We start from the raw sequence: 13212 nt of genomic DNA, 5'->3' as shown, positions 1-13212 counted from the left end.
TTTGTATCCAATTTCCTTCAAGAAAAAAGACTCCCTTTCACGGGAGTCCAGTTTTACTATCATCTTAATTCTATCAGCACTTCTTCGGTTGTATACTGTGTCTCTTTTGCTCCTGCCTGCAACGACACCAGCTCTCCTTCACGCCATGCTGAAGCAGCAATTGGCTGAGATGCTTGATAATCCTGAGTGTCCACCCGAATCACGTAATGCCGTTCTGTTCCTTGGAACTGGCTTATGATTACTTCTCCTTTCAATCCATCCGCTTCTGCCGGTAACAGCTGCCATTCCTCCGGTCGGACAGGATAAAGCTGCTTTTGTTTCAGCTTTTCTGAAACGCCATTATCCCGCCAGCGTATTTGACTGCCGGCAGGTACAAAGTGGTCACCATGCCACGTACCTTCTACTAAATTTGCTTTCCCAACAAATGTAGCCACAAAAGGAGTTTCCGGACGCTGATAGATTGTTTCTGGAGCATCTGCTTGTTCAATCTTGCCTTGCTGCATGACAAGCACTCGATTAGCCATTGCCAAAGCCTCTCCTTGATCATGCGTAACATAGATGATGGTGGCACCTAGCTTCTTGTGAATCTGCTTGATTTCCTTTCGCATACTGATACGCAATTCCGCATCCAAAGCACTAAGCGGTTCATCCATTAGCAGAATATCAGGTTCCGGAGCGATTGCCCGAGCTAATGCTACACGCTGCTGCTGTCCGCCTGATAGAGCTGCAGGATATCTTTTCCGGAAAGATTCCATTCCGACAAGCTGCAATACCTCAGTTACTCTTTCTGCCTGTTCTTCGACCGTCCGTTTTCGAGTAAACCGATGATTTCTCAATGCAAAGCGTATATGATCCTCGACAGTCATATGAGGCCAAAGGGCAAACGATTGGAAAACCATACCTATATTACGATTTTCCGGCTTGCTGCTATGTTTGGAATTAGCTACTTCTGTATCACCGAATCGTATAGCTCCAGCCGTAGGCCTCATGAAACCAGCCAGCAATCGCAGCAATGTTGTTTTTCCGCAGCCAGACGGACCGAGAATGGCGAGGAATTCCCCCTGTGGTATCGTCAGATCCACTTGGCTCAATGCCGCGGTTTTCCCATAATGCTTTTCCAATCCTTGTAATGTGATCATGCTTTTTTCCCCCTTTGACTCCATTTACGCTGCAACACGAGAGATGCAATACCCCCGAGCAGAATTGCCAGGACAATCAATGACGAAAATGCAGTCGAGTACGTGCTGTAACCAGCTTGCTCGAAACTGAAAATAATCACTCCTACTGTCTCGGCACCGCTTGACCATAGCATACTGGAGACAGTAAGCTCTGTCAGCGATGTCAGCAGAACAAGCAGCGCACCACTCAGGACACCAGGCAAAATAAGCGGCAAGAGAATTTGCCTCCATCTTGTAATAAGGGTTGCGCCGTTCGTCCGCGCTGCCTCTTCCATCCGAGCATCCAACTGCGAGAAAGCAGTGTAGCTGCCTCGGAACTGCAATACAAAGAACCGCGTGATATAAGCGATCAATAGAATAGCTGGTGTACCATACACACCTGGATACCAGCCAGGTAATGGCTGCATCCACATCAAAATGATGCATAGCGCCAGTACTGTTCCTGGTAGAGCGTAAGGCATCGTAATAATCGCTTCCAATACCTTTGGAAATCTTCCTTGCTTATGGGAACGGTAATAAGCAAATATAGTTCCGAAAATAAGACAGACAAATGCAGTGATGAGACCTAGCAGAAGACTATTGCTTAAGGATCGAATTACTTTTTCATCCTCAAATAAGATATAGCGATAATTTTCCAGAGATAAATTCTCCCATGTCAAATCGATTCCATATGCTTGGACCATGCTGACTGTACCCATAGCCAAAAAAGGCACCAGGCTTGTACTTAACAGAAATATCCAAATGACTGTCTGCAAGATTTTCCTCCGGCTTGGGCGCAGGTGGATTCGAGGCTCATTATCCGGCACAGTTGTTTCTGTAACTTTGCTTCTTCTTAAAAGCCATACTTGAATCAGCGTAGCAGCTGCAGCAACGATACCAAGCAATACGGAAAGAACAGCTGCCCGACTGAAGGCACTTGGTCCATATCCGATCACTTGTTCATAGATGTATGTACTCAGTACACGTATATTTGCAGGTATACCTAGAAAAGCCGGCACACCGAAGTTATCCAGATTGGACAAGAACGCTAGCAAACCTCCGCTGCAAATACCAGGCAGGGCCATCGGAAGAATCACTTTTCTCCAGGTTGAGATACGTGACGCACCCGAAACCATTGCAGCAAGTTCTGCATCACGAGGAATTCTGCGGAACACTTGTACTGTCATCAAATAGACAAGCGGGTAATGTGATATACCGAGTACGAAAATAATTCCTCCGACACTGTATAGATTAGGCATCAGCCATTCAGGCAATCTACCAAGCGGACCTGAACTGCTGAAAAATTGTACCCAAGCGAGTGTCGTAATATAAGACGGAATGATGAAAGGCAAATAGATGAACAGCTGCATAACAGACTTACCGCGAACATCTGTATATGCCATGATTGCAGCCATCGTTATGCCGAGTATCATGGACAAGACAGTACTGCCGAGGACAATATAAATTGTATTCCACAGTGTTTTCCAAGTGACAGACTCCCTGAGCACCTCTGAATAAGCACTGACAGAGAGGCTCTCTCCAGAGGTGAAACTCATTAGGATCAGCCTGACAATCGGCAGCAGGAAAAAGAAGATGAGGATCAGCATCCCGATTATAGCAGGAAGCTTGCGGAGGGCGGTATGCCCGCCTTCTTCCAGCTGCCTTGATTTCATAGTTAGTTGCATGGGTTGCCCTCCATTTGCTTATTTACCGAACAGGTCCTCAAATTGCTGTTTGTCTTTATTGCGTGATGTATACAATGCTTCAGTATCAGCCTGTAATACTTTCATGTCATCATATGTCTTCAGCCCTTCCGGAGCATCGATACCTTCACGGATCGGGGTATAACCCAGCTCTGCTGCCAGCTTTTGTCCTTCTTCAGATAAAACAAAATCAACAAAAGCTTCTGCAGCTGCAGGGTTATCGGTATCCTTTGTGATACCGATCGGTTCCGTGATGACCGGGACACCTTCCTCTGGATAAACGAGCTCAACTGGAGATCCATCCGCTTTGGCCCTGGCAGCAAGATAATCGACAATCACACCATACTGCTTGTCACCGGAAGCAACAGATTTCAATACATCACCGTTCCCCTTTACTACTGCGGTTTCTTGGGTTTTGAGCTTTTCATAGAATTCCCAGCCAAAAGCATCCTGTCTGGTCAAAACACCAAGATTGTATGCTGCAGCACCAGAGTACAGCGGACTAGGCATGACTGTCTGAGCCTTTGCGTCAGCTTCTTCTAATGCACTCCAGCTAGTTGGTACGTCACCCGATTCGGTATTGGCTACTATTCCTGTTGCCATGATTTTCGTTCCTGTATAATAATGATCAGCATCTTCGAATTCATCCGGGACGCTATCCAATTCTCCAGACTCATAGGCCTGCAGCATATCCTGCTCCTTCAAATCCTCAAATGTCACACTGTCCGCCACGAGCAGGACGTCGGCTTGCACATCTCCTGCCATCTTCTCCGCATTCAGCTTGGAAATCACTTCTTCGGTACCAGAACGGTATGTTTCCACTTCCACCTCCGGGTAGCGCTTTTCAAAGCCCTCGACCAATTTCTGAGCATCCGCATCCGGCTGGGATGTATAGAAGCTGAGCGTACCGGCGATTTCTCCGTCCGAAGCACCTGCACTGGTACCGGCTTCCTCTTGCCCGCATGCTGTAAGTGCAAACAATGCAGTACCTACGATACCTGCCATCCATTTTCTTTTCATCCCAATCTCTCCCTTTACTCTGATGTATTTGTCTCCATAGACTTAAACCAGCGTTCTACTTGTTCTTGTTTGCGTTTATAGTGGGTGCGCAATTCAAACGGTGAGACGGTTATGTATCCTTCCTTCAACAAAAGATAATCGCTTGCCGGATGAAAATTCTCCAGCTCCCGAAGCTGATCCTTCAACCAATAATATACTTCACCATGAGGATCATGCAGGCCAACGAAGCGATACCGCGATACACTCATGTCCATCGGGATGACTTGAATCCCTTTGTACTCCCGTTTATCTACATTCGGTAAATTAACATTCAGTAAACCGACCGATTTCGATCTGTGCTGGAGCAGAACTTCTGCAACCTGATAGAAAAGAGTCTTTACCTTGGAATAGTTCACATGGTGAACAGAGCTAATATTCAAGCTGACGGAGGCAGACGGGATGTTATATAGGGCAGCCTCCACAGCCGCGGCCATCGTGCCGGAGTAATACACATCCCTCCCCAGACTAGGTCCCAGATTGATCCCTGAGAAAAGGAAATCCGGTGTTTCTGGAAGCAGTACTTCCACACCTAGCTTGACACAATCAGCAGAAGTACCGTTCAGACTCCAAGCTCCTGCAACACCCGGAAAATGATACATCTCCTTTACACGAACAGGCTGCCGTGAAGTAATAGATCGGCTGACAGCGCTGAATCCCTGATCTGGGCAAACGACATATACCTCGCCGAAATGCTGCAGTGTCTCAATCATCGCCTCTACACCAGGAGAGAAGACACCGTCATCATTGGTAACCAATATTTTCATGTGACGCCCTCCTCTGCTTGCATAAAGCCAGACAAACAGCTTTCAGCTGCATCCTGCACTATCTTTTCCTGAGGTTCGCTCCAGGGTAACATTAAAGAAAAATACATAGCCTTCACAGCATTACTCCTTTCAATTGTTCCTATATTGTTAACTGTACAAGCTGATTGTGAAGCTAGTGTTTAAAGTATTGTGAAGATATGTTTAATTGTTGTAAAAGAAAGAAAATTGTTACTGGAGGCTTATTCTCAATAAGAACAGACATTTATCTATCACTCTGTCTGTTTGAACGTAAATAATTTACAATATATACATAAATTGATCCTTTTCATGAGCATAGAAAACTTGTAATTACTTTTGACCTACTCTCCGTTAGAAGTCCGCTAAGAAAATGCAGATTATACTAATTTGCCACAGAATCTTAATGGTATATTCGATTTAATTCATATACATTCGTCATTTCCTATGAGACAATGGATATAGAAATATAATAAATAGGTAAGGAAGTGGGTTCGATGCTCTACAGAATTGTCCGAGAAGCGAACGGAACGAAAACCTACCTAAAACATTCTAGTTCATCTTCAGATATGCTGTTCCGTAATGAAATGGAAGCAACAGATCTGATGGAGAAGCTTAATTCACAGACGAATAGCGATGTCCGGTGGTCGGTTCAAGCTAGTATAGATTAAAAGCGATATCCTAAAGGATATCGCTTTTTCTTTTACTTATTAAGAAGAGATACTTCTGCAATCAACCTTTGAAAAAAAGGATAGACTACTTGTTTTTCTGCTTCTCTAAGATGATTTTCCAGAAAAGGTTGTTCTCGGGTGAGCAGATGAAGAATAGCATTTGCTGCTTTTTGATGCCCTGATGGAGTAACATTTTCCAAGACTATTTTGAACTCGGAATAAATAGAAAAAGGCAGCAGCTGCTCCGCTCGTTTCAAACCAAGTTGTGCACGACCAGGTGCATAATGATGCAAAAGCATTCTGGCGAGCGGATCGGTAACTTGCTGAAGCATAGCAGCTGCCCATGCACCATTCCCTCGATGAGCAGCTTTTCGATACTGGAAGAGAAACCATGTCAAATCTATTATCTGGCTGCCATATTCTTCATCTGACATCGTCAGCTTTTGTGTTTCTTTGAATTGATCCAGCAAGTGATGCGGATCATAAAGAGTTTGAAAATAGTCGCTCTGTTTAAACGTCTTTTCCGTTACTGTGAACAAATCCACATGGAGGAAGTCCTCGTAAACAACAATTAACTGCGGCGCAATTATAAATAGCTCTTCGCTATAAAGCACATTTTTATATGCCGAAAGCAAGGTCAATCTTTTTGTTAGAAAGTGATTTAAGTCATTTTCTTCCACTAGGCAATATAAATCTATATCAGAGTACGGGTCCTGTTCTCCTCTGCCAAAAGATCCTTTTACGAATATGGCTTTAACTTCCTCTTCATTTGCTAAAATATCTGCTAGCCTATCTAAGGCTGGTTGGTGCATTCAGCTCCCTCCTTTTCCATATATTCCTTCCACTTTACACCAAATGCAAAAAAACTCCAACACCCTTTACGCGTGTTGGAGTTTTACTTAGTTCAAATATGGAATCGGGTTCACTGCATTTGATTTACTGCCGTTCCATGCACCTGTGTGCAATTCAAAATGAAGGTGCTGTCCTTGTGACATACCTGTATTCCCCATTGTTCCGATCTGCTGTCCTTGGGAGACACGCTGACCTGCACTTACTTTCATCGATGTTAAATGAGCATATACAGTGGTATATGTTTTTCCATCAATAGAATGACTCACAAAAATCACATTTCCGTAGCTGGAAGAATAATAGGCTTGTGACACCGTACCAGAAGCTGCTGCCCAAATCGGCACATTAGATCCACGCTTCGCAATATCGATTCCGTAATGGAATGTACCCCATCTTGGTCCGAAACCGGAAGTAATACTGCCAGGTGCTGGTGTAATGAAATCACCACTGGACGCAGGAGCCTTGGATGTTTGCTGCTCCTGTTTAGGTGCAGTATTCGCCCGTTTAGCTGGAGCTGAAGCTGAGTTGGCAGATGCCGACTTCGTATCTGCTGTTTGCTTCTGCTCAGTTGTTTCCTGCTTCGGCTCTTGTTTTACTGCCGATTCGCTTGCAGCAGATGCAGAAGCTTTTTCCGCTTCGGCAGCTGCTTCCTTTTCAGCTGCTGCTACTCTAGCAGCTTCTTCCTGCTTTGCTTGCTCTGCACGCTGACGCTCTTCTTCCTTGCGTGCTTCTTCCTCTGCTTTCTGCTTATCACGGTAAGCAACCTCTGCAGCAATAGCTTCTTCCTGGGCAGCCAGCAATGCGGATTCCTCACTCAGACTGACAAGTTCTTCAGAAGTTACATCATATTCTTCCATAACATCTGCAATAAGCTTGTCCTTCTCTTTCTGCTGATCTGTCAAGGTTTGCTTTGTCTCTTCTAAGACATCTGCCTGCTTCTCTACACGAACAAGCTTTGTTTGACGCTCTGATTTCTTAGATTCAACATCTTCTAAGTCCTGCTGCTGAGCTTCCATCAAATCCTGATCGGCTCCCATGATTGTGCTTACAGCATCAACACGGTTCAGGAAGTCCGAAAAACTCTTGGATTCCATGATGACATCCAAATATTTTACCTGACCCCCACTTTTCTGCAAAGAGTGCATCCGATCCTTCAGCAAACCGTGACGCTCTTCGATCCGGACTTCAAGATCAGCAATTTCCTTCTTCAATGTATCAATATCAGATTCCAAGCTGGAAATCTCAGATTCTGTATCTGCTAGTTTGGTGTTCGTTTCACCGATTTTGCCATCGATTTTCTCTAACTCAGTGCGGAGTTTCTCAGCAGCAGCCTGCAAGTCATCCTGCTTCTCTGACTTCTCTGTTTGCTGCTCTTCATTCTCCGATTTCTTCCGTTCGACTTCTTCTCTTTGTTCATCCAAATCCTCATAGGCAAAAGCAACATTACTAGATACCGGCAAGACAAGTGCAGCAGTTCCGATCACTGCAGCCAAACCGATATGCAGCCATTTTTTTCTCAAATCCGTTCCCCCTGTGAATCTATTTATTTGATTTTTGTTTCTTATAGCCCTAGTATGATTAATCTGTAATGAATAGAAAATAAAGTAATCTCCGGAAACAGTATACTATACGAAAGTGTGACAAAACATTACAATAATGTTTCAATTTCACCGTTACTAGAAATGAATGGTAAGCTTTCCTGTAGAAAATATAAAAAGCATGCACGATAGTTGTGCATGCTTTTTATATAACAAATAATACGATAAATGAAACGATATAGATGAATGCTAATAATATCCCCAAAATCATGAAAGGCACCCTCATCTGCTTACTTTTGACAGCTCCATAAAATAAGAGCCCGACAGTAAGCAAGGCCACCGCCAAGATCAGAATCAAACGCACGCTTGGTGGCATGATACAGCATCTCCTTACAAAAAATAGTCTATTCCATTATTATAACATGATAGAAAGTCACCTTGCTTTGTTTTATGTCCATTCTTTAACAATAACCATCAAAACCTGCATCTATCCTTCAAATCTATTTAAACGAAAAGGCTTCATATCCACTGTCAATTCCTTCTCCAGTGCCATTTCACTGAGAGCTTCACCTACTGCACTGGCGAATTTGAATCCATGGCCTGAAAAGCCGAGTGCGAACATGACTTCAGGGTGATCCGGATGATGATCAATGATAAAATCTTCGTCGGGAGTCATGCTGTACATGCATGTTTTCCCTTCCCGAAGCCGAAATGTTCCGCCGCCCATAAATCGAGACAGGAAGCATAACAGCTCTTCTGCGTCACCATCATGAAATGGATCACTCTTCTGATCTGGGTGTATCTGCAACCCGGTGTCATGACGTCCGATTTTCAATCCAGTCCTGTTTATATCAGGAAACCCATAATATGTACCCATATCCGTGTCAAAGCTGAAACAAGGAAATTTGCCTTCCTGAAAAGATTCATCAGCGTGCAGCCAAGCAAATGTCTTCCGGGTGACTGTAATCGGTAGCTGCATTCCAAGCTGTGACAGCAATTCTCCTCCCCATGCTCCTGCTGTTACGATCAGCTTCTTTCCACTATATATCTCATTATCAGCCTTAACTTCGACTTTGCCCTTTTTTATATGTACTTTTTCTACACGCTGGCCTCCTGCAAGTTTGGCTCCATGAGAAGCAGCAAGTTCAGCGTATCCATTCAAGATTTGATCTGTTAACAGATAACCTGCATCCTTTTCATAAGCGCCGATATAATCAGAGGGCATAGTCAAACCTGACCAACGTTTTTTCATTTCGCCCGAAGTAAGCTTTTCCACATCCAAGTCATATTTTTCACCGCTCTTAAAGACATTCTGTATAAAAGGACTTGATTCAGGCCCGCAGTTTAATACACCTGTTTCAAGCAAAATGTTTCTTTTGATCCTCTTCTCAAGATCCTTCCACAATTCTCTGGCACGGAGAGCAAATGGCACATAAGCCTCCCCTTCGCCATATGCATGACGGATAATCCTTGTTTCCCCGTGGTGGCTTCCGTGGGTATGCGGAGGATGATAGCTGTCCAGCATCAATACCTTCTGTCCTTGCTTTGCCAGCTGATATCCTGCACTCATTCCCATTGAACCAGCTCCGAGAATGATGATGTCGTATAGCATGTTTCTCACCTCATTTTTTCAGTAAATTAAGCATATCGAAAGAGGAGTTGACGGACAACTTCTAGAAAGAAGTATTTTCGGAGGACAGGCTGCAATTTACCTAGTATAAAGGATGCGATTATGTGCCATTATACTGGAAGTGTTAACAAAACACGGTAGTAGAGAAAACCTATGGAGAAGGAGTGTAAATAAAATGGATTCCCAATTGGACAAAGCTATCCAATATATTGATAAGACGCTTGCCGAAGGACTTTTTGACCCAATGACGCGACTGGAAATGCTGGAAACAAAGCAAAGGCTGGAACAAGCTGCAAATCAGGAAAAAAGTCCTTAAAATGGCTCAACGACAGCTTTTCTAAATTTACTGACACTGGTTGAATTAACAGAAACTATCCATTATAGTTATTTTTGTCATTATTTTACCTAAGTCAGGAGCGATTTTTTATGGAACCACAACAAAGAGATCATCAAAGCAATGGTCAAATGAGAATCATGCAATGGGTATGGACATTGGTACTAACTGGTATCCCTCTAGTCAATATCATCATGCTGATCATCTGGGCAGCTGATCGTGCCAACCCGAGAAGGAACTTTGCCATTGCCACATTTATTGTAATGGCCGCAGTTATCGTAATTTATTTCATTATCTTCATGATTTTCATGATTCTCGGCATCGCACTATTTGAATCAGATCCAACGTATTCCGACACATACTATTATTGATAACTTGTCAGAAAGTTAGCAATTCTACTGCTAGACTTCTAAAATCTGCGAAAATATCATATGATAGAGGTTGCAGACAATAATAGAGGAGTTTTTAGTCGTGACAGTACTTACGAAAACCGAAAGTCTGGATAAAGTTCTTGCTGAGATGAACATGCGTTCTAAGAAGAAGCGTGCCCGCAAGAAATTCATCAAGCAGGCAATTCAACAGCTGGCAACTGAAAACCAAACAGCTGTAGCGGAAACGCCGCTAGTCGAGACAAAAGCAGCATATGCTTATGATAAGCTTCCGGTAGGATTCATGATTAAGATCGGAAAACAGCATTTCTCTGAGGAAGCTATCTTCCGTTTCTATTACAATCAGAACCATCCGCAGGAGTATAAAAACAAGGAATTGCTGACAGAACGTTTCCAAGCATTAGTGGAAGCAGCATCTGGTTCTACCAAGACTAGCTTGATTGAAGCTCTTGATCAACAGACTTCCAAATAAAAATGACCGCTCAAGCCTAGCTTGGGCGGTTATTTTTGTATCGTGCTGTCGATTTGGATACTTTTCAAAGCTTGGCTTGCAAGCTGATCTGCTTCTTTGTTTTGATTTCTATCAACATGGCCATATTGCACCGTCAACCCAATTCTCTTCAACACATCATCCACTTTATCTGCCCAGTATTTCAGTTCTTTCTCATAAACAGGCCACTCTTCCGACATCTGATTGACGACGGTTCGGGAATCTGTGTTTACCTCGATTTCCTGATCTTTCACTCCTATTTCCGACAAAACTCCTATCGCAAAATGCAGAGCTGCATATTCCGCTTCATTATTTGAGATAAGCTGCTCCATTTCCTGATTGCGACGAAGACGGTATTCCTTTTGATTCTGTTCGTAATGGATAACACAGCCAAGGCCTCCTCTGCCTGTTTTCTTATCAAAACCTCCATCCACATACACGCGGACATTATGCGGTTCTGTTTCCAGTTCCTTCATGTAGCTGCGCAATTCCTTTATGGTCCATTCTGTCTCATATTGATCCAGAAGCTCTAACTGCGGTACCCTTCCGCTCTGCTGCATATCTTCCATCAGTAAAAGCGCAGCACCTGGCGGCAAATAATCTGATAAGAATTCCGCTTCCGTCCCTTTAGGTGTACGATAGATCATCTTCATTCGCAATTTCACTTTACTATCCCTCCCCTCTTATTCTACCCCATTTAATTATATTTTTATTTTTTGAATAAAACCTTTGCTTTGTTTTCTGAATTATTGTATAGTACCAAAGGGCGAACGAAATAAAAGCCATTACCAAAAATAATTCGTCTTTAGAGGGGTATAAACATGGAAAATGTATTTGATTACGAAGATATTCAATTAATTCCCGCAAAATGCGTAGTAGACAGCCGTTCAGAATGCGATACGACTGCTACACTTGGAAACCATACATTCCGTCTGCCAGTCGTACCGGCAAATATGCAGACGATCATTGACGAAAACATCGCCACTTATTTGGCTGAAAATAATTACTTCTATGTGATGCACCGCTTCGAACCTGAAACAAGAGAAGCCTTTATCAAGAAAATGCAGGAAAATAATCTGATCGCATCCATTAGTGTAGGAGTAAAAGAAGACGAATATGGTTTCATTGAAGGACTTGCAAGCAAAGCTTTGGTACCTGAATTTATTACGATTGATATCGCACACGGTCATTCCAATGCTGTTATCCGCATGATTCAGCACATCAAGAAGCATTTGCCGGAAAGCTTTGTCATTGCTGGAAACGTCGGTACACCAGAAGCAGTCCGGGAGCTTGAGAATGCTGGAGCTGATGCAACGAAAGTAGGCATCGGTCCAGGTAAGGTTTGTATTACAAAAATCAAAACTGGCTTTGGAACTGGAGGCTGGCAGCTGGCAGCACTGCGCTGGTGCGCGAAAGCAGCAAGCAAGCCAATCATCGCTGATGGCGGTATCCGTACTCATGGCGACATCGCCAAATCAGTTCGCTTCGGAGCATCCATGGTCATGATCGGCTCCTTGTTCGCTGGTCATGAGGAATCACCTGGCGACACGGTAGAAAAAGATGGCAAGCTGTACAAAGAATACTTCGGTTCTGCATCTGAGTTTCAAAAAGGCGAAAAACGTAATGTCGAAGGCAAGAAAATGTTCGTTGAGCACAAAGGGTCACTTCAAGATACTTTGACAGAAATGGAACAAGACCTTCAGTCTTCCATCTCTTATGCTGGCGGTACAAAATTAGAAGCAATCCGCAACGTTGATTATGTTGTTGTTAAAAACAGCATCTTTAATGGCGATAAAGTTTATTGATAAAACGGGCTGTCGTGTTAATACCGACAGTCCGTTTTTTATTTCATGACGTATTTCATTTGATACATCAGTCAGCTTTTTGATTGCTCTTAATGAATATCACTATTCTCATGACGATAGATTTGATCATCACAATAGACATAATAATGAATAATACAAACATAAACGCATCCTGTCTAATATCGTCAAAAATGGTATAGGATACAATTAGAAATAATGCCAACGTGCTTATAATTTCTAAAATCAGATTAACGAAGTCAGACTCAAACATACCGCGCCCCCTATGTCGAAAAATTCAGTTTATATATAACTATGACAGGAAATCCTGACGTTGTAAAAGTATGACAGACAGTTTATACTCCACAACTTCCCCTTCAATACTGATAATCATTCTCATTGACTGTTCCCCAGCTTTCTGGTAGCTTTAAAGGAGAACGAGATTTATGAGGAGGCAATCCTATGTTTGTCAATCAAGTTATTTTCGAAGGTGCACTCGACGCCCAAGATAAAATTATAAATAAAGTAAAGCATACGATGGAAGAACTGACTGATGTGGCTGGCTTGCATTCAGCCGAATGCTGGAACAAAGATACGAAAAAAAGTGATACAGTCGCTTATGCTATTGTTACCAAGTGGGCTCAAAAAGCTGATTTCGTAGCCTGGATTTCCCGAGAATCACATGTCGCAGAGCACCGTGCAATGCGCAAAGAAAATAAAGACAAAGATCAAGCACCTGTCATGACGAAGACATTGCTGCAATATGAAGAAGCAAGCTTCGCATAATAAGAACCCCCCCTCTGCCTGAGCA

The 13212-nt window shown here is 43.2% G+C and carries 15 protein-coding genes; 6 read left to right on the top strand and 9 right to left on the bottom strand.

From position 1 onward, the window contains the following. Nucleotides 1-59: 59 nt before the first annotated feature. The 4 genes from CHH91_RS07750 to surE are packed head-to-tail and all read right to left on the bottom strand — an operon-like array spanning nt 60 to nt 4683. A complete protein-coding gene (locus tag CHH91_RS07750; protein WP_095222887.1) occupies nt 60-1139 on the bottom strand; it encodes an ABC transporter ATP-binding protein in 1080 nt (359 codons plus the stop codon). Then, complete coding sequence (locus CHH91_RS07745) at nt 1136-2842, bottom strand: ABC transporter permease (protein WP_095222886.1); 1707 nt, start codon at nt 2840-2842, stop codon at nt 1136-1138. The genes CHH91_RS07750 and CHH91_RS07745 overlap by 4 nt, the downstream gene beginning before the upstream one ends. An 18-nt stretch (nt 2843-2860) precedes the next feature. Continuing rightward, nucleotides 2861-3880 carry an ABC transporter substrate-binding protein gene (locus CHH91_RS07740; RefSeq protein ID WP_095222885.1) on the bottom strand — a complete coding sequence of 340 codons (1020 nt, stop codon included), beginning with the start codon at nt 3878-3880 and terminating at the stop codon, nt 2861-2863. A 14-nt stretch (nt 3881-3894) separates the two neighbouring features. Then, the gene (gene surE / locus CHH91_RS07735; RefSeq protein ID WP_095222884.1) at nt 3895-4683 is read right to left on the bottom strand and encodes a 5'/3'-nucleotidase SurE; all 789 of its coding nucleotides are present in this window, start codon (nt 4681-4683) and stop codon (nt 3895-3897) included. A 512-nt stretch (nt 4684-5195) separates the two neighbouring features. Between surE and CHH91_RS20515 the strand changes: the two genes are divergently transcribed. After that, complete coding sequence (locus tag CHH91_RS20515) at nt 5196-5369, top strand: hypothetical protein (RefSeq protein WP_176465718.1); 174 nt, start codon at nt 5196-5198, stop codon at nt 5367-5369. A gap of 32 nt (nt 5370-5401) precedes the next feature. Here CHH91_RS20515 and CHH91_RS07730 read toward each other — a convergent pair whose 3' ends face one another. The 4 genes from CHH91_RS07730 to solA form a co-directional block, all read right to left on the bottom strand. Next, on the bottom strand, nt 5402-6181 hold the full coding sequence (locus CHH91_RS07730) for a nucleotidyltransferase domain-containing protein (RefSeq protein ID WP_095222883.1): 780 nt from the start codon (nt 6179-6181) through the stop codon (nt 5402-5404). Between the two features lie 87 nt (nt 6182-6268). Continuing rightward, complete coding sequence (locus CHH91_RS07725) at nt 6269-7738, bottom strand: murein hydrolase activator EnvC family protein (protein ID WP_095222882.1); 1470 nt, start codon at nt 7736-7738, stop codon at nt 6269-6271. A 223-nt stretch (nt 7739-7961) separates the two neighbouring features. Continuing rightward, the gene (locus CHH91_RS20510; RefSeq protein ID WP_176465717.1) at nt 7962-8132 is read right to left on the bottom strand and encodes a hypothetical protein; all 171 of its coding nucleotides are present in this window, start codon (nt 8130-8132) and stop codon (nt 7962-7964) included. Between the two features lie 111 nt (nt 8133-8243). Next, nucleotides 8244-9368, bottom strand: coding sequence for an N-methyl-L-tryptophan oxidase (solA, locus tag CHH91_RS07720; RefSeq protein WP_095222881.1), 1125 nt, complete (start codon nt 9366-9368; stop codon nt 8244-8246). A 193-nt stretch (nt 9369-9561) separates the two neighbouring features. On the opposite strand from solA, the gene CHH91_RS20505 reads away from it, so the two are divergent. From CHH91_RS20505 to CHH91_RS07710, 3 genes are all read left to right on the top strand, one after another. Beyond that, entirely contained in the window at nt 9562-9702 is a 141-nt protein-coding gene (locus tag CHH91_RS20505) for a hypothetical protein (RefSeq protein ID WP_176465716.1), read from the top strand. A gap of 110 nt (nt 9703-9812) precedes the next feature. Then, the gene (locus CHH91_RS07715) at nt 9813-10091 is read left to right on the top strand and encodes a hypothetical protein (RefSeq protein WP_095222880.1); all 279 of its coding nucleotides are present in this window, start codon (nt 9813-9815) and stop codon (nt 10089-10091) included. Between the two features lie 100 nt (nt 10092-10191). Further along, nucleotides 10192-10581: a hypothetical protein gene (locus CHH91_RS07710; protein WP_095222879.1), complete on the top strand. Its 390-nt coding sequence runs from the start codon at nt 10192-10194 to the stop codon at nt 10579-10581. A gap of 29 nt (nt 10582-10610) precedes the next feature. Here CHH91_RS07710 and CHH91_RS07705 read toward each other — a convergent pair whose 3' ends face one another. After that, complete coding sequence (locus CHH91_RS07705; protein ID WP_095222878.1) at nt 10611-11264, bottom strand: reverse transcriptase-like protein; 654 nt, start codon at nt 11262-11264, stop codon at nt 10611-10613. A gap of 156 nt (nt 11265-11420) precedes the next feature. On the opposite strand from CHH91_RS07705, the gene guaC reads away from it, so the two are divergent. Together guaC and CHH91_RS07690 are read left to right on the top strand one after the other, a co-directional pair. Then, nucleotides 11421-12404 carry a GMP reductase gene (guaC, locus tag CHH91_RS07700; RefSeq protein ID WP_095222877.1) on the top strand — a complete coding sequence of 328 codons (984 nt, stop codon included), beginning with the start codon at nt 11421-11423 and terminating at the stop codon, nt 12402-12404. A 459-nt stretch (nt 12405-12863) separates the two neighbouring features. Next, nucleotides 12864-13187: an antibiotic biosynthesis monooxygenase gene (locus CHH91_RS07690; RefSeq protein ID WP_095222875.1), complete on the top strand. Its 324-nt coding sequence runs from the start codon at nt 12864-12866 to the stop codon at nt 13185-13187. The last annotated feature ends 25 nt before the right edge of the window (nt 13188-13212 follow it).

This window comes from Virgibacillus sp. 7505 (assembly GCF_002272135.1).
Classification (GTDB): domain Bacteria; phylum Bacillota; class Bacilli; order Bacillales; family Amphibacillaceae; genus Terribacillus.
This window is presented reverse-complemented; position numbering and strand designations above follow the sequence as displayed.